The following is a 16,518-nucleotide window of genomic DNA, read 5'->3' on the forward strand; positions in this document are numbered from 1 at the left end:
CGGCCTCTTTGATCGCCTTCACATCTNCTTCCGCCAGATCCTCCTGGCCGAGATGGACGTGCTCCGCGCCCGCGACGATCGCGGCGTGCCAGTAGTCGTTGACGATCAGCTTGGTTGCGGTGCCCTTGGTAATCGCAAGCGCGTCGGTGACGATCTGCAGCGCCTGGCCGTCGTCGAGATTTTTCGCACGCAGTTGCACGGTGCCGACGCCGAGCCTGGTCAGGCGCTCGACCCAGGCGAGCGAGTCGACGACGGGATAGAAGCGATCAGGATACGGCATGCCAGAACGGAGTCCCAACGACAGGGGTGGATGGCGAGGCGAAATCGCGGGCGTCCATCAGCCCGGCCTCGTAGGCGGTGCGGCCGGATTCGACTCCGAGCTTGAAGGCGCGCGCCATGGCCACGGGGTCGGCGGCCTTGGCGATCGCGGTGTTGAGCAGCACCGCGTCGTAGCCGAGTTCCAGCGCTTCCGCCGCGTGCGAGGGCGCGCCGAGGCCGGCATCGACAACGAGGGTGATGTCGGGCAGGCGGTCGCGCAACAGCTTCAACGCGTCGCGGTTGATGATGCCCTTGGCCGAGCCGATCGGCGCGGCCCAGGGCATCACGACCTTGCAGCCGGCATCGACGAGCCGCATCGCGACGGTGAGATCCTCGGTGCAGTAGGGGAAGACCTCGAAGCCGTCCTTGATCAGGATGGTGGCAGCCTCGACCAGTCCGACGACGTCGGGCTGCAGCGTGTCGTTGTCGCCGATGACCTCGAGCTTGATCCAGGCCGTGCCGAACAATTCGCGCGCGAGCTTGGCGGTGGTCACCGCCTCGCGCACGCTGCGGCAGCCGGCGGTGTTCGGCAGCACGGTGACGCCGAGCGCGTTGATCAGCTTCCAGAACGCATCACCGGTCTTGCCGCCGGCAGCCTCGCGCCGCAGCGACACCGTGACGATCTCGGCACCGGAGGCGCGGATCGACTCCTGCATGATGGCGGGGGAGGGATAGAGCGCGGTGCCGACGAGGAGGCGCGAGGTGAAGGTCTTGTCGTAGAATTTCAGCATCGATTGTCTCCGTCATGTCGGACGGTGGTCGCCGCGAATACAGCTGTCGTCCCGGCGAACGCCGGGACCCATACCGCGTGATGTGGCTTGGGGCACGCGAGGAGAGACCGAGGGCCATCACCGCCGACGGTGGTTATGGGTCCCGGCGTTCGCCGGGACGACAGCAGAGAGTGACGCGCGAGCCGGGCCATCATCACCCTCCCTGCCGGGGCGTGATGATCTCGATCTCGTCGCCGGCCTTGAGCGCGGTCTCGGCCCAGCGGCTCTTCGGCACGACGTCGTAGTTCAGCGCGATGGCGAAATGGCTGCCCTCGTAGTCGAGCTCCGACAGCAGCGCGGCGACGTCGGTGGCGCTGATGTCGCGGGCCTCGCCGTTGACCGTCACGCGCATCGCATCACCTCGTTGTCGATCTGGCCGCGCTCCACATAGTTGAGCGTCGCCTGCGCCAGCGCCGGCGCGATCAGGAAGCCGTGGCGGTAGAGGCCGTTGACGCGGATCTCGCGCTCGCCGGTGACCGTGATGCGGGGCAGATTGTCGGGATAGGCCGGCCGCAGGCCGGAGCCGAATTCGAGGATGCGCGCCTCGCCGAACGCCGGGTGCACGGAATAGGCGGCGCCCAACAGCTCCAGCGCCGAGCGCAGGCTGACGCCGGTGTCCTCGGCCTCGAGCGAGGTCGCCCCCAGCATGAACAGATTGTCCGCGCGCGGGATCAGATAGAGCGGGAAGCGTGGGTGCATCAGCCGCACGGGGCGCGCGAGCTGCACTTCGGAGGTCTCGATCAGGATCATCTCGCCCTTGACGCCGCGCAGCTCCGGCTCGGCGTCGCGCGCCTCGAGGCCGCGGCAGTCGATGACGAGACCGTCGAGATCAGCGGCCGCCACGTTGCTGTTGAACAGCACGCGGCCGCCAGCCTCGATGATCCGCTGGTGCAGCCTGGGCAGCACGCGGCGCGGCTCGACATGGCCTTCGGTGGGGTAGAACAGACCCTCGCGGAAGCGGCCTTCCAGCGACGGCTCGAGCTCCGCCAGACCAGCCGCATCGAGGCGCTGATAGCCCGAGGTGCGGCGGGCAAACCGGTCGTAGTCGGCGCGGTCGCGGGCATGCGCGATCACCAGCGAGCCGTTGAACGGCGTCTCCGGCATTTCGCGCTGCCACAGGTCCAGCGACGACAGGCCAAGCCGGGTGATGAGGGGCTCCGAGACCTCGCTCTCGCAATACGGTGCCAGCATGCCGCCGGCCCAATGGCTGGTGGCGAGCATGAGGCCGGCGTCGCTGCGCTCATGCAAGGTCACGTCGTGCCCGGCGCGCGCGAACATCAGCGCCTGCCAGGCGCCCGCGATACCGGCGCCGATGATGGATACGGGACGATCCCCGCGGGTCGTTGTCTGCTGCATCCCTGTCCCTTCGCCGGCATGACCCGGATCAGGTTCAAAGGGTCACCGCATTCGCGCTGCGGTATCTCAGCTCCCCCTCGGAGCTCCCCTCGGAACGCGCTTAAAATAGACCGATACGGCTCCGTGTCAACGGAGTGTCACGGAAAGACGCTGCGCAGCGTTTAGGAACCAAACCGCGTCAGTGCGCCCGCGCGTGGCGGCGGGTCTCGATCCTCGGCGTGATGTCGAGCGGCGCGCTCACGCGCTCGGCGCGGCTGACCGGCCGCGCGTCGGCCAGGCGCTGCCGCTTGGCCTCCTCGTAATAGCCTTTCGCGAAATAGGCGACCGCGCGGTCGTGGTCGCCATGGGCGGCGCGATAGGCGCCGGCGAGGTAGCGCACGCCATAGGTGAGGTTGGTGTTGGGATCGTGCAGGCCGGCCGCGTCGCCGGTGTAGCCGAGGCCGCGCGCGGTGCCGAGCTTGATCTGCATCAGGCCGATGCAGCCGCAGCGGCCGACCAGGTTCGGCTGATACTTGCTCTCGCGCACGATGACGCGGTGGATCAGCGACTCGGGAATGTTGTTGGCGGCGGCGTGCACGGCGACCAGCGCGTCGATGTGCGGATGGCCGGTGTTCATGTGCTTGGGCTTGCTATCGGACTTGACCTCGGCCGCCTTGCCATCGCGCGGCTCGACGGCGGGCGCATCGGCCGGCACGGCGTCGGCATCGGCCGGCGCGGCTGCATTGGCATCCATCGGCTGGCCGGAGTCGGCGCTGCTGACGGCCTCGATCGCCTCGACCTCGCGCGCGGTCTTGGTGACGGCGCTGCGCGCGGCCAGATCCTTGATGCTTTCGGCGCGGACATGGGCCAGCTTGACCTTGCCGGTCCGGGCCTTGGCACCCTCCGATGTGGCGCTGTCCGACGCGGCGTTCGCATCCTCGGCCGCCATGACGGACGGCAGGTGACCAGCCATCGCAAAGCCCGCAAGGCAGGCCGTCAGCACGAGACGTTTCATTTGTCAGGATCCCCCGGGAACCACCCGCGTGCCGAGCAGCCCCCCGACACGCGTTTAACACTTTACGCACCGTAATTGGCGCGAACGCCGGGCGATAATATGGCATAAATGCGGCAAAGGCCCCGGCAAAATGCCGGAGGCGGCTTGCCGCGCCCATCGGCCCCCCGCAGTTTACCGCGAATTAGAGCGCGGCGTGATTGGCTGGCGGGTCTCTCAGCCAGGGTCACGCCGCAATGACGCTTTCCGTCACCCATACCGAAGCGACCGCGCGACCCGCGCAGGCGCTGTTGCCGCTGTGGGTCGGCGCCGCCGTCTATGCGCTGCTGATCCTCTCCGGCAACCGGCTGCTCAACGATCCCGACACGCTGTGGCAGATCACGGTCGGGCAGTGGATCATCGAGCATCGGGCCGTGCCCGAGGTCGACGTCTATTCCTTCACCATGCGCGGCGCGCCGTGGATCTCCACGCAATGGCTGGCGCAGGTCGCCTATGCCTCGGTCTACAAGCTCGCCGGCTGGACCGGGCCGGTCGTGCTGGCGGCCTCCGCCATCGCACTGTCATTCGCACTGTTCGCGCGCATGCTGAGCCGGCATCTGCGCGACAGCACGACCTTGTTGTTCGTCGTCGCGGCGTTCCTGCTCTGCCTGCCGCATCTGCTGGCGCGGCCGCATGTGCTGGCGTTTCCGATTCTCGTCGCCTGGATGGCCGGGCTGCTCGACGCCGCCGACCGCAGGCAGGCGCCGCCCGTTGCGCTGGTCGTGCTGATCGCGCTGTGGGCCAATCTGCATGGCGGCTTCGTGTTCGGCCTGTTCTTCATCGCGCCGGCGGCGCTCGACGCGCTGGTCAACGCGGAGGCGGCGGCACGTCGCAGCCTGGCGCTGCGCTGGGCTGCATTCGCCGCGCTCGCCCTGGCGGCGAGCTGCTGCACGCCCTATGGCTGGAACGCGCTGCTGGCATCGCAGAAGATCCTGTCGCTGGGGCAGGCGCTGCCGCTGATCATGGAATGGAAGGCGACCGATTTTCAGAGCCTCGGTCCGTTCGAGATCTGCCTTCTGCTCGCCATCGGCTTCGCGCTGCTGCATGGCGTCAAGCTGCCGCCGGTGCGGATCCTGATGCTGCTCGGCCTGCTGCACATGGCGCTGGCCCAGGCGCGCGCCGCCGAGTTGCTGGCGCTGATCGGACCCCTGGTGCTGGCAGCGCCGCTCGCCCGGCAGCCCGGCGCCGAGACGCCGACGCTGAGCGCGCCGCGGCCGTCGCTGATCGCCGCGACGGTCCTCGCGCTCGGGCTCGGCACGCTGGCTTCGGCTTCGATCCTGTCCTTTGCCCCGAACATGCGCGGCACGCCGGTCGCCGCCGTCGCCGAGCTGAAGAAGCTCAACCTCGCGCGTGTTCTCAACGACTACGATTTCGGCGGCTATCTCATCGCCTCCGGCGTTGCGCCCTTCATCGACGGCCGCACCGAGCTGTATGGCGAAAAGTTCTTCGTCGATCACAACGCCGCCTCGGGCCTGATGGAGCCGGACAATCTGTTCCGTCTGCTGAAGGACTACGACATCGAGGCGACCCTGCTGCGCACGCAGAGTGCGGCGACCAAGCTGCTCGACCATGTCGACGGTTGGCACAGGGTCTATTCGGACGACATCGCCACGATTCACCTCCGCGAGCCGACTGCACGTCATGGGGCGGAACCGGCCGTCCGCCCGATCAGCGATTGATCGACGACGATCGCAACCGCGTGAGGTCGGATGTCGCGCGGCATCCCGGCGCGTGCAAACGCCGCGCTCCGCGATTATCGTGCAAGCCGTCAGTTCGACAGCAAGTCGGTTCGACAGCAAGCCTGACTCATTCAAAGCCGCCAAAAAGCCTGAACAGAAAGGGAGCGCGTCATGGCCGTGAAGGCAACCGAGGTGTATTTCAGCCAGCCCGACAATGCGCAGTCCGCGGTCCGCGTGCTGGACCTGCCGCGCAACAATCCCTGCGCCCAATGCGGCGAACCGATCGCGCTGCCGTCCTGGGTCGAGAAGGATGGCCGGCGCACCGCCTACCTCTGGCACTGCCGCCTCTGCGACTATCGCTACGAGACGATTGCATTCTACGCCGAGGCCGTCGACGACGACGGCGCGCTGGCCGCGTAGTTCGGTGAGCTGCCCGAGGCGGCTCACCAAGACTGTGCGGATCTTCTCTTCGAGCTGCAACCGCGCTGACGGTCTGCTCCCTCTCCCTGTGAAGAATGGCGAGAGGGAGCAGACCGTCAGCGCGGTGAACAGCTCGGACTCCGCGGACGCGTCAGGCATCTCCGTGCCGACACCACAGCCATCTCCATCGAACCGTCACTGAGTAACACTTCCGCGCTGCGGTGAGACCGGTTGTCGCGCAGCATGGCGAAATCGTGGTTCCCGGGGAACGCCGACTGCCCGGTGCAGTTCTCTCGTCACCATTCACTGAGAGGAGACACCCACATGGTGATGAAGACTGTTGCGGCCGGCCTCGCCGGTTCCCTGCTGCTCGCGACCGCCGCCTTTGCCGCGGAGAGCACCACCACGACCACCCACACCACGATCAAGAGCGATACAACGGCGGCGTCCTATCAGGGTGATTGGCGCGCCTCGAAGCTCGTCGGCGTGAAGGTCTACAACAACAACAACGAGAACGTCGGCTCCATCGACGACATGCTCGTCGACAAGAGCGGCAACATCAAGGGCGTCGTGATCGGCGTCGGCGGCTTCCTCGGCATGGGTGAGCACCTCGTTGCCATCGCGTTCGACCAGGTGAAGTTCTCGGATCAGCCGGTGCAGTCGAATACGGCCTCGAACGCGCCCGCCACCGGCACGACCTCGTCGACCAACCCGCCGGCTTCGACCACGACGACGGGCGCCGCCACCGGCACCTCGTCCTCCTCGTCGATGAGCTCCTCGAAGAGCCGCTGGTATCCCGACCACGCGATGATCAACGCGACCAAGGACCAGCTGAAGTCGATGCCCGAGTTCAAGTACTCGGAGTAACGACGCCCCCTTCGATCGATTGATCGTTTCGACGCGGCGCGCCCGGATCATCCGGGCGCGTTTGCGTATCAGGCTGCAGGACGCAGCTTGGTCTGGTTGAGCGGCAGCTCGATGCGGGCGATCAGCCCGTGCGGCTTGCGGTCGTGCAGCGACAGCTCGCCGCCATGCGCCAGGACGATCGCCTTGGCGATCGACAGCCCAAGTCCGAAGCCTGTGGCCTCGTCCATGTTGCGGGCGTCGTCGCCGCGAACGAACGGCTCGAGCATGTCGGATTTGCGGGCATCGGCGATTCCCGGACCGTCATCCTCGACGTCGATCGTCAGGCGCTTGCCGGCGACGGTCAGGCGGACGACGATCTCCTTGCCGTACTTCGCGGCGTTCTCGACGAGGTTGGTCACCGAGCGCATCAAATCGTCCGGCCGCACCGTCGCCATCGCGCGCGTCGGGCCGACATAGCTCACATGATGGCCAACATCGGCGAACTGGTCGGCGACGAGCTGCAAAATGCTCGCGATGTCGACCAGCGTCATCGGCTCGAGCTTGCGGCCGTTGCGCAGGAACGACAGCACCGAGCCCAGCATGGCATGCATCTGATCGAGGTCGGCCAGCATGCGGCTGCGCTGCAGCTCGTCCTCGACGAACTCACAGCGCAGCCGCATGCGGGTCAGCGGCGTGCGCAGGTCGTGGCTGATCGCCGCGAGCATCTTGGTCCGGTCGTTGATCAATGCGGTGATGCGCGAACGCATCCGGTTCAGCGCCCGCGCCAGCGAGCGGATCTCCTCGGGGCCGCGCTCCGGGAGCGCCGGCCCTTCGCCATCGAGGCTGAAATTCTCGGCCGCCTTGGCAAAGCTCGACAAGGGCGATGTCAGCGCGCGCGCGGCCCACAGACCGAGCAGCGTCGTGCTGATCAGCGCGAACAGGATGGTCGTCAGCCACGGCGCGCCCCAGAATGGCGGCCGGTGTGGCCGGTCCGGCGCCTTGGCGGAGATCAGCTCGCCGTCGGGCAGAGCGAAAACGACCCGGTGCAGCGGCGATCCGGGCGGAGGCATGAAGACGCGGTATCCCGGGCCGAGGCCGCGAAAGCCACCGGGTCCGTGGCCGCCCTCGGGCGGGCCGCGCGACCCGGCATCCGGCTCGCCGCCACGCGGAGCGCCGTCTCGCTCCGCTGCGCCGCCCGGCTGTGCCAGCTCCGGCGGCGGTCCGGATTGCGGCTTGATGTCGAACTCGGGATAGGCGCGCGCGATGTCGGCAAGCAGGCGCGCCCGCTCATCCGCGGGAGCGCGTCCGAGCACGCGGATCACGGTGGCGAGCTGGAATGGACCAGCCTCGGTCTCGCCCGGAGGCTGCTCGGCGCGATAGATCAGGAACGTCGCCGTGATGATGGCGTGCAGCGCGATGATCGAGATCGCCACCAGTGCCGTGATCTGGCCGCGGATTCCCTTCAGGTTGAGAAAGCCGAACGAAATCATCACGGCTACCGATCCGCTCCGTCAGTGGCTCTGGGGCGCGGTCACCACCTCGACGACCGGCGTGAACATGTAGCCGCCGGACCGCACGGTCTTGATCATCGTCGCCTCCTGCGGATCGGGCTCGATCTTGCGGCGGATGCGGCTGACCAGCACGTCGATCGAACGCTCGAACGAGCCGGCGCTGCGTCCCTGCGTCAGGTCGAGCAGGCTGTCGCGCGACAGCACGCGGCCTGGCCGCTCGCAGAAGGTGCGCAGCAGGTCGAATTCGGCGCTGGTCATGGCGACGCGCGCGCCTTCGGGATTACGCAGCTCCCGCAGGCGGAAGTCGATCTTCCAGCCGAGGAAGCTCAGCGCTGTCGCGCCTTCGGTGGCGCTCGCCGTCATCGCCGCCGCCTGCCGGCGCAGCACCGCATTGATGCGGGCGAGCAGCTCGCGCGGATTGAACGGCTTCGGCAGATAGTCGTCGGCACCCATCTCCAGCCCGAGAATGCGGTCGACGTCCTCGCCGCGAGCGGTGAGCATGATGATCGGCACCTGCGATTCCGCGCGCAGCTTGCGGCACAGGGTCAGGCCGTCTTCGCCCGGCAGCATCACGTCGAGGATCAGGAGGTCGATGCGGTGATCGCCCATGATCCGGCTCATCTCGCGGCCGTCGGTCGCGGTGGTCACGTTGCAGGCATTGTTGCGCAGATATTTCGCGATCAGCGTCCGCGTCTCGCGGTCGTCCTCGACGACAAGGATGTGGGGTTGTGTCTGGGCCATGCTGATCAATTGACCTAGAATCGCGGCGTTTTGCGAAATTTTTTGTTACGGAATGTTTCCTGGCGGCAAAGTCCGGCAAGGCCGGGACATCGTCTGGACCCGTGTTGCGGCTTTCGTATGGAGGCGTCAAGCGCGGCGCGGGACGGAGAGGTGCCAAGGTGGGGGGACTGCACCGGATTACCTAGCAATCCCAGATTCATCACAAACGATGCTGGTAGTTGATGCGCCCTCTCCCCTTGCGGGAGAGGGCATGCAGAACAGAGCGGCATACTCGCTTGGGTGAGGGGTATCTCTCCACGAGCGAGCCCGCGGCGAGATACCCCTCACCGGAGCGAGCAAGAGGATGGGCCGGAGCTGCCCTCTCCCGCAAGGGGAGAGGGCGCTGTATTGGGCAGCGGTGCTGCGACAAAGTCTATGAGTTTCGATCCGACCTACTTCACCAGCGGGCAGCCGCCCTTGTCGAGCGGGCGGAAGGCTTCGTCCCCCGGGACCGTCGCGATCAGCTTGTAGAGATCCCAGTCGCCCTTCGACTCCTCGGGCTTCTTGACCTCGAACAGATACATGTCATGGACCATGCGGCCGTCGATGCGGATCTTGCCGTTCTTGGCGAAGAAGTCGTTCACCGGCATCGCGCGCATCTGCTCCATGACCTTCGGCGCCTCGTCGGTGCCGATCGCCTCGATGGCCTTCAGATAGTGCATGGTCGCGGAGTAGAGGCCGGCCTGGATCATCGTCGGCATGTGACCGACCTTCTCGTTGAATCGCTTGGAGAAGGCGCGGGTCTCGTCGTTCATGTCCCAGTAGAACGCGTCGGTGACGATCAGGCCGGAGGTCGACTTGATGCCGAGCGAATGCACGTCGGTGATCTCCATCAGCAGCGCGATCATCTTCTGGCCGCTCTGCGCCAGGCCGAACTCCGCGGCCTGCTTCAGCGCGTTCTGGGTGTCGCCGCCGGCATTCGCCAGGCCCACGACCTTGGCCTTGGAGGCCTGCGCCTGCAGCACGAAGGACGAGAAGTCCGACGAGTTCAGCGGATGCCGCACGTCGCCGAGCACCTTGCCGCCGGCCTCCTTCACGACGTTGGCGGCGTCGCGCTCCAGCGCCTGGCCGAACGCGTAGTCCGCGGTGATGAAGAACCAGGTGTCTTCGCCGCGCTTGACCATCGCCTTGCCGGCGACGTTCGACAGCGCATAGGTGTCGTAGGTCCAGTGCACCGTGTTGGGCGAGCACTGCGTGCCGGTGATGTCGGACGAGCCGCCGCCGGAATTGATGTGGATCTTGTTCTTCTCCCGCGTCAGCGCCGAGATCGGCAGCGCGACGGACGATGTCGGCACGTCGAAGATCGCGTCGACCTTCTCATTGTCGTACCAGTTGCGGGCGATGTTGACGCCGACATCCGGCTTGTTCTGGTGATCGGCCGAGACCACCTCGACCTTCTTACCCCTGACCTTGCCGCCGTAATCCTCGACCGCCATCTGCACCGCCACCAGCGAGCCCTTGCCGGTCGCGTCGGCGTAGAGGCTCGACATGTCCGTGAGCACGCCGATCTTCACGATATCGTCGGAAATCGTCTGCGCGTGAGCGGTTCCGCAAAGCGCTGCAAGCGCGATGGCGGCGGCGACGGCTTGCGTCGAGGGCCTCATTGTTTTCTCCCGTTCTCGATGTTTGCTCGTTGGTCATTGCTCTCTAGCCGGTCTTGCTGCACCGGCCAAGAAAAACCCGAGCGGAAGCCGATCGAGACGGGAACCGCGGAGGATCGATCAAGCTGTCGTAATTCCTTTCGGCGGCATGGAGCCGCGGGTTCGGCCAGACGATCCTTCGAGCGGGCTGAAGCCGGCACGGCCTTTGGCGCGCTCGAGTTCATGCCGTCGCGATCGACTACTTCAAGCTGCTGTTGATCGATGTGAACTTCGTGTTCAGCTTGCTGCCGAGGCCGTTGACCGAGGCGATGATGGCGATCGAGATGCCCGCGGCGATCAGGCCGTATTCGATGGCCGTGGCTCCGCTCTCGTCTTTCAGGAAACGCAGGATGACCGACATTGATACCGTCCTCGTAAAATCCGATGATGAGTTGAACTAATTACGCGGCAACGAGTAGGCCCCAACCTTTAAATGTAGGTTCAGCCGATCGCAGACTCTCTGCTGCCAAATGTTACCGCGCGTGTCCGGAGGGCGCCTGGGACATGTCCGTTCATTGCCGCCGCCGGTGGAGCGATGATCGCTCGCCGGCTCCCGGACTACAGCCCCGGCAGCGTGTTGATGCGAACAGTCATCGTGCCCTCGGCGGTCGCGATCACGCGCAGGGTGGTTGCGTCGAAGGCGATGTCGGTGAGCGCCAGGTTGTTGACGTCGGTGTCGACGCGGACGCCGTTCTCGTTCTTCTGCATCTCGGCGATCGCGTTCGCGATCTTCTCGCGGACGTTGTCGGCGAACGGCTTGAGGTCGATGACCGACCGTTCGAGCAGGGCGCGCTGCAGATGCGGAACGGCGGCGCGGGCGGCGGCGCCGAGCAGGCCGAACGCCGCTTCGGATTCGACGGCGAGCTGCAGGTCCGACAGGCGCAGGATCTGCTGCGCCTGATCAACCATCGGCCGTCCCCAGATATGCACGGTGGCCTCGGCCCCGAAGCCGAAGAAGCTCTCCTTCTCCTTGCCCTTGACCTGCAGCGAAATCAGCAGGCGGTTGCCCGAAGGCACGACGGTCGCGTGCTTCACCGTCACGGCAACAGGCCCCGAACCATCCTCCGGAAAGGTGCGGCCCGCGAGCTGCGAATCGACCAGCTTGTTGAGCTCGGTGAAGGGGACGTCGATCGGAACCGCGACGTTGATGCCGCCCGCGGTCGGCGGAACGATCGTGATCTTCTCGGGGAACGGGCAGACCGGCTTGGTCTCCGCGGCCGTCACCCTGGTTTCCGCCTCGATTCCCACGGTGATGCTGGCGGTCGCGGTATCGATCACCGGCTGTGCCGCCAGCGCGCGCGTCGGCTTGACCTCGAGCCAGACCGCGGGCAGCCCCGGCGCCGTGCCCTGCAGCGGCACCGAGCGGCAGGCGCGCGCCCATTGGACCTGCGCGTTGCGCTTCAGCGTCGGGTCCTTGCGCAGACGGTCGCTGAGCGCGGCAAGCTGTTCGTTGACGGTCTTGTCGATCACCGGCTTCATCTGAGCCGGAACGTTGACCCGGGCGCCCGCGACCGTGAGCGCGGTGTCGCCGAGATTGACCTGCGCCGAGAAGTTTGGCTCGACATACCAGGATGCCGCGACGCGGGGCCGCATCGCGATCAGGACATTGCCCTTGATGTCGGCGGTGGCGTTCAGGTTCTTGATGTTGATGCCGCCGATCTGCTTGGCCGCGTCCGAGCCCAGCAGGCCGCCCAGCGCGTCTCCGATCGCGCCGGTGGCCTTCGACGACAGCGAGCCGGTGACGTTGAGCCGCCCCGACAGAGGCGTCGCCAGCGACAGCGTGTCCTGGGTGCCGGTCGCGGCGATCGCGCCGCGATTCACGGTCCAGCCGATGTCGGCGTTCTGCAGGATCTGGCTGACGGGGTTGTCGGCTTTGCCGGCGAAATTGCGCGGCGTCGCCTTTTCGGCGGCGTCACGAATCGCGCCGAGCGAGATCGACATCGGCGCCATCACGATCGAGTTGCGCGTTGCCGGCGGCAGGGGCGGCAGTTGGGTCAGCTGCGGCGTCGGCGTCGTCCCGGAGAACAGGAACACCTCCGCGACGATGATGCCGATCAGCGCGAGGGCGGCGAGCCCCGCGGCGCCGATCAGGATCAGCCGCAGCCGCGGTGGCGAGCGCCGCGGCGGCCGCTGCGATTTCGGAGCCAGCGGGTGAGGCCTGCTCTGCCAATCCGGTCGCGGCGTTGGAAGGTTCATGTCGGATCCACGGACTCCAGGCTGCCGCGGAGCCGGCTCGAATCCGGACGCGGCGAGATCGCGGTTAATACAAGATTGCCGAGCTTACAGGGCCGGACCGAGGCGCGCCAGAGCAGCCCGCAAAGCTTCGGGCCATCAATCGGCCGTGATGGTGAACGCCCCGATCTGCGCAAAGAAATGACCGCCGGGCACGGGGCCGCGGCGGTCCAGTCAGGGAGGATCAGAGAAGGGGGCGGGAAGCGGTCGCCGATCAGCGGGTGATGCGGCCGAGATCGGCGCGGCGCTCCATCGGCAGCACGATCACCTTGGCGCCGACATTGACGCGGGAGTAGAGGTCGATGACGTCCTGGTTGGTCAGGCGAATGCAGCCCGACGACACATGCGTGCCGATCGTCTCCGGCGCATTGGTGCCGTGAATGCGATACACCGTGCCGCCGAGATACATCGCGCGGGCGCCGAGCGGATTGCCCGGGCCGCCGGCCATGTGGCGCGGCAGATAGGGCTGGCGCGCGATCATTTCCGGCGGCGGCGTCCAGTCCGGCCATTCGGCCTTCCTGGTCACCGACTGCACGCCCGACCAGGTGAAACCGTCGCGGCCGACGCCGATGCCGTAGCGCATCGCCTGGCCGTTGCCGAGCACGTAGTACAGGTACTTGTTAGGCGTATCGATCACGATGGTGCCGGGCGCCTCGCGGGTCGTGTAGCTCACGACCTGGCGGCGCAGGCGGGCAGGCAACTCATAAGGCGCCGCCTCGTCCTCTTGCGGTTCGATGGCCTGCGGCGCCGTCGCCGGCGGCTCGTAGGTCGCGACCGGCGGCGGCAGGAGGAACGGGAAGGGGAGTGGCGCCGGCGAAGCGGCGAGCGCCGGAGTGGCAGCCACGACCGCACCGGCGATCAGCGCGCCGAACAGATGGCGGGAACGTGAACGGACTGTGCCCGATGTCAACATGGACGTCCCCTTGTTTGATCGCTCGATGCGTGCTGCCCGTTGTCTCGGCCGGCTTCGTTGAAATCAGTTGCCTGTCATCATCGCTTGTGGCGCCGTTTGATCTGCGCCCGATGCTGCAACTCATAAGGGAGAAAAGTTTCGCTGCGTTTGCACGCTGCAGGCAAAACGGTTTCGTCGGCTTAACCGTTTGTTTCATGACGGTTTCACGACAGGGCGCGCTTGCCCGGGCGTTCCGAGCAGTGGAGGGCGGTAAAAAGAACCTTCGACAGTTCGATGACGTCACACGCCTGAAATAACAATGTCGGAATTTGCGGCCGTTCAGAATCGCTGCAACTTTCCGGATCGCCTTATGCGGATCTTAATCGCAACCGACGCCTGGCACCCGCAGGTCAACGGCGTCGTGCGCACGCTGACATCGCTCTCGCGTGCCGCCGCCGGCCTCGGCGCCGACATCACCTTCCTCACACCGGAGGGTTTTCCGTCCTTCGCGGTGCCGACCTATCCGGGCCTGCGGCTTGCCATCACCCGGGCGGGCGAGATCGCCCGGCGCATCGAGGCCGCCGCGCCGGATGCGATTCACATCGCGACCGAAGGCACGATCGGCTGGGCGGTGCGGCGCTACTGCCTGCGCCACGGCCTGCCGTTCACGACGTCCTACACGACGCGGTTTCCCGAATATGTCTCGGTGCGCACGGGCATACCCGACGCGGTCGGCTATTGGGTGATGCGCCGCTTCCATGATGCGGCCGCGATGACCATGGTGGCCACCAACTCGCTGCGGCAGGACCTCGCCTCGCGCGGCTTCAAGCGGCTCGGCTTCTGGACCCGCGGCGTCGACACCAGGCTGTTCAATCCGGACGCGCCGGCGACGCTCGATCTGCCGCGCCCGATCTTTCTGTCGGTGGGCCGCGTCGCGGTCGAGAAGAACCTCGAGGCGTTCCTGTCGCTCGATCTTCCGGGGTCGAAGGTCGTCGTGGGCGACGGTCCGGCCAAGGCCCAGCTCGCGCGCCGCTTCCCGGCCGCGCATTTCCTCGGCGAGAAGACCGGCCCGGATCTGACGGCGCACATGGCGGCGGCCGACGTGTTCGTGTTTCCCAGCCTGACCGACACCTTCGGCGTGGTGCAGCTGGAATCGCTCGCCTGCGGCACGCCGGTCGCGGCGTTCCCGGTGACCGGCCCGCTCGACGTGATCGCCGATCATCCGATCGGCGCGATCGACTGGGATCTGCGCGCCGCCTGCCTCAAGGCGCTGACGATGTCGCGGGCCGACTGCCGGTCGTTCGCGCTCGATCGCTCCTGGGAGAACAGCGCCCGCCAGTTCATCGGCAACCTCGCCATTCTCCAGCCTTCGCGCGTGCTTCGTCCGGCATCGGCACCGGTGCTCGCCGGCGAGAGCGTGGTGCGCGGCTGATCGGCCTGCGGCGCGTGACTTCATTCATTCCAAAACCAAGTGAGATGTAACGATGGCAGAAACCATGAAGCTCGACGGCGCGCGGGAGCTCGACTTCGACCGCGAGCAGGTCGAGCAGGCCTATGACCGCTGGGCGCCGATCTACGACCTGGTGTTCGGCGGCGTGTTCGCGAAGGGCCGCAAGGCCGCGATCTCAGCCACCAACAAGATGGGCGGCCGCGTGCTCGAGGTCGGCGTCGGCACCGGCATCTCGCTGCCGCTCTATGCGCCGCACGTCCGCGTGTTCGGCACCGACATCTCCGAGGCGATGCTCGGCAAGGCGATGCGCCGCGTCGCCGAGCAGCGCCTGAAGAACGTCGAGGGATTGGCGGTGATGGACGCCGAGAACCTCGACTTCCCCGACGATTCGTTCGACGTCGTGATGGCGCAATATGTCGTCACCGCCGTGCCGAATCCGGAGGTCGCGCTCGACGAGTTCGCCCGCGTGCTGCGTCCCGGCGGCGAACTGATCATCCTGACCCGCGTCAGCGCCGATGACGGCCTGCGTCGTGTCATCGAGCAGGCGCTGCAGCCCGTGGTGCGCCGCCTCGGCTTCCGCACCGCGGAGTTCGGCTGGTCGCGCTACATGCGCTGGCTCGCCGGCGCGCAGCGCATGGAGCTGGTCGAGCGCCGCCTGATCCCGCCGCTCGGCCACTTCTCGCTGGTCCGCTTCCGCAAGATGGACCTCGCTGCCGCCGCCTGAGGGCGCGGCAGCCTCCTACCTCCGCTTTCCGCCTCCCCGTAGTCTTCGGCGTTTCCTCGTGTCCGATCGCGTGACATCTTGATGATGTCACACGACCTACACCGAATCCCTGTAAACGACCTGCAACTCATTCTTCGGAGCAACCATGATCAAGCACTTCCTGGAGCAGCTGCGGATCCAGCGCTGGGACGACCACCGCTACTATCACCACAGCCGCATCAATCAGAGCCTGCACTTCGTCAGCGCGGTCAGCTTCATGATCGCCTATGTGATGATGGTGTTCGATCCCCTGATCTCGGCGCTGATCGGGTGGCTGGTGTCGATGACCTCGCGCCAGGCCGGTCACTTCTTCTTCGAGCCGAGGGGCTACGACCACATCAACCAGGCCACCCACGAGCACAAGGAAGAGATCAAGGTCGGCTACAATCTGCAGCGCAAGGTCGTCCTGATGTCGATCTGGGCGGCCGCGCCGGTGGTGCTCTATCTGCAGCCGTCGTTCTTCGGCCTGTTCACGCCCTGGACCTCGGCCATGGAGTTCTTCCGCGAGATGGCCAAGCTCTGGCTCGTGATCGGCATCGGCGGTCTGCTGTTCCGCACCATCCAGCTGTTCTTCATCCGCGACGTCGAGACCGGCCTCGTCTGGATGACCAAGATCATCACCGATCCGTTCAACGACTTCATGCTCTACCGCAAGGCGCCGATCGCGCTGCTGCGCGGCGAGCTGATCGATCCCGGCCTGGATCTGATCGGCGAGCATCTCGAGGAGCAGCACGCCTGAGCCGTCGTCAAGCCGAAATTGATGCGATGCCCGGGCCAAGCCCGGGCATCGGTGTTTGTGGGGAATTGTTGATGTTGAACGGAGGCTGGCGC

The 16,518-nt window shown here is 66.5% G+C and carries 18 protein-coding genes and 1 riboswitch; of the genes, 7 read left to right on the forward strand and 11 right to left on the reverse strand.

The genetic code is table 11. The annotated features are described in order from the left end of the window. From BRAS3809_RS08585 to BRAS3809_RS34725, 5 genes are all read right to left on the reverse strand, one after another. On the reverse strand, positions 1-280 hold a 280-nt coding region (locus tag BRAS3809_RS08585; protein WP_035655785.1), incomplete at its 3' end, for a thiamine phosphate synthase. Next, positions 267-1,049, reverse strand: a complete 783-nt coding sequence (locus BRAS3809_RS08590; RefSeq protein ID WP_008961696.1) for a thiazole synthase — start codon at positions 1,047-1,049, stop codon at positions 267-269. The genes BRAS3809_RS08585 and BRAS3809_RS08590, both read right to left, overlap by 14 nt. 193 nt (positions 1,050-1,242) lie before the next feature. Further along, the gene (gene thiS, locus BRAS3809_RS08595; protein ID WP_008961697.1) at positions 1,243-1,440 is read right to left on the reverse strand and encodes a sulfur carrier protein ThiS; all 198 of its coding nucleotides are present in this window, start codon (positions 1,438-1,440) and stop codon (positions 1,243-1,245) included. Next, positions 1,431-2,444 (reverse strand): FAD-dependent oxidoreductase, encoded by a 1,014-nt coding sequence (locus tag BRAS3809_RS08600; RefSeq protein ID WP_008961698.1) that lies wholly within the window; start codon positions 2,442-2,444, stop codon positions 1,431-1,433. Before BRAS3809_RS08600 ends, thiS begins: the two co-directional genes overlap by 10 nt. After that, positions 2,432-2,544: riboswitch (TPP riboswitch) on the reverse strand. It overlaps the preceding gene by 13 nt. A 78-nt stretch (positions 2,545-2,622) precedes the next feature. Further along, positions 2,623-3,438, reverse strand: coding sequence for a lytic transglycosylase domain-containing protein (locus BRAS3809_RS34725; protein WP_008961699.1), 816 nt, complete (start codon positions 3,436-3,438; stop codon positions 2,623-2,625). 233 nt (positions 3,439-3,671) lie between these two features. Between BRAS3809_RS34725 and BRAS3809_RS08610 the strand changes: the two genes are divergently transcribed. The 3 genes from BRAS3809_RS08610 to BRAS3809_RS08620 all read left to right on the forward strand — a co-directional run bounded on the left by BRAS3809_RS08610 (position 3,672) and on the right by BRAS3809_RS08620 (position 6,440). Then, positions 3,672-5,153, forward strand: a complete 1,482-nt coding sequence (locus tag BRAS3809_RS08610; RefSeq protein WP_008961700.1) for a hypothetical protein — start codon at positions 3,672-3,674, stop codon at positions 5,151-5,153. A gap of 171 nt (positions 5,154-5,324) precedes the next feature. Beyond that, a complete protein-coding gene (locus tag BRAS3809_RS08615) occupies positions 5,325-5,573 on the forward strand; it encodes a hypothetical protein (RefSeq protein ID WP_008961701.1) in 249 nt (82 codons plus the stop codon). 324 nt (positions 5,574-5,897) lie between these two features. Next, complete coding sequence (locus BRAS3809_RS08620) at positions 5,898-6,440, forward strand: PRC-barrel domain-containing protein (RefSeq protein WP_008961702.1); 543 nt, start codon at positions 5,898-5,900, stop codon at positions 6,438-6,440. A gap of 68 nt (positions 6,441-6,508) precedes the next feature. On the opposite strand, the gene BRAS3809_RS08625 is transcribed toward BRAS3809_RS08620, so the two are convergent. From BRAS3809_RS08625 to BRAS3809_RS08650, 6 genes are all read right to left on the reverse strand, one after another. Continuing rightward, positions 6,509-7,909, reverse strand: a complete 1,401-nt coding sequence (locus tag BRAS3809_RS08625; RefSeq protein WP_008961703.1) for an ATP-binding protein — start codon at positions 7,907-7,909, stop codon at positions 6,509-6,511. A 21-nt stretch (positions 7,910-7,930) separates the two neighbouring features. Continuing rightward, the gene (locus tag BRAS3809_RS08630) at positions 7,931-8,671 is read right to left on the reverse strand and encodes a response regulator (RefSeq protein ID WP_008961704.1); all 741 of its coding nucleotides are present in this window, start codon (positions 8,669-8,671) and stop codon (positions 7,931-7,933) included. Between the two features lie 431 nt (positions 8,672-9,102). Next, the gene (locus BRAS3809_RS08635) at positions 9,103-10,314 is read right to left on the reverse strand and encodes an ABC transporter substrate-binding protein (RefSeq protein ID WP_008961705.1); all 1,212 of its coding nucleotides are present in this window, start codon (positions 10,312-10,314) and stop codon (positions 9,103-9,105) included. 235 nt (positions 10,315-10,549) lie between these two features. Further along, entirely contained in the window at positions 10,550-10,711 is a 162-nt protein-coding gene (locus BRAS3809_RS08640) for a Flp family type IVb pilin (protein WP_008961706.1), read from the reverse strand. A 197-nt stretch (positions 10,712-10,908) separates the two neighbouring features. Next, positions 10,909-12,546 carry a DUF4403 family protein gene (locus tag BRAS3809_RS08645; protein ID WP_008961707.1) on the reverse strand — a complete coding sequence of 546 codons (1,638 nt, stop codon included), beginning with the start codon at positions 12,544-12,546 and terminating at the stop codon, positions 10,909-10,911. 250 nt (positions 12,547-12,796) lie between these two features. Continuing rightward, positions 12,797-13,495 (reverse strand): L,D-transpeptidase, encoded by a 699-nt coding sequence (locus tag BRAS3809_RS08650; protein ID WP_008961708.1) that lies wholly within the window; start codon positions 13,493-13,495, stop codon positions 12,797-12,799. Between the two features lie 29 nt (positions 13,496-13,524). Here BRAS3809_RS08650 and BRAS3809_RS08655 point away from each other — a divergent pair, with 29 nt between their 5' ends. The 4 genes from BRAS3809_RS08655 to BRAS3809_RS08670 all read left to right on the forward strand — a co-directional run bounded on the left by BRAS3809_RS08655 (position 13,525) and on the right by BRAS3809_RS08670 (position 16,426). Then, positions 13,525-13,791 carry a hypothetical protein gene (locus tag BRAS3809_RS08655; protein WP_139017326.1) on the forward strand — a complete coding sequence of 89 codons (267 nt, stop codon included), beginning with the start codon at positions 13,525-13,527 and terminating at the stop codon, positions 13,789-13,791. Positions 13,792-13,844: 53 nt separating this feature from the next. Beyond that, a complete protein-coding gene (locus BRAS3809_RS08660; protein ID WP_008961709.1) occupies positions 13,845-14,906 on the forward strand; it encodes a glycosyltransferase family 4 protein in 1,062 nt (353 codons plus the stop codon). A gap of 52 nt (positions 14,907-14,958) precedes the next feature. Continuing rightward, on the forward strand, positions 14,959-15,648 hold the full coding sequence (locus tag BRAS3809_RS08665) for a class I SAM-dependent methyltransferase (RefSeq protein ID WP_085963466.1): 690 nt from the start codon (positions 14,959-14,961) through the stop codon (positions 15,646-15,648). Positions 15,649-15,793: 145 nt separating this feature from the next. Beyond that, positions 15,794-16,426, forward strand: a complete 633-nt coding sequence (locus BRAS3809_RS08670; protein WP_008961711.1) for a hypothetical protein — start codon at positions 15,794-15,796, stop codon at positions 16,424-16,426. Positions 16,427-16,518 lie beyond the last annotated feature (92 nt).

This window comes from Bradyrhizobium sp. STM 3809 (assembly GCF_000239795.1).
In the GTDB taxonomy this organism is placed as follows: Bacteria; Pseudomonadota; Alphaproteobacteria; order Rhizobiales; family Xanthobacteraceae; genus Bradyrhizobium.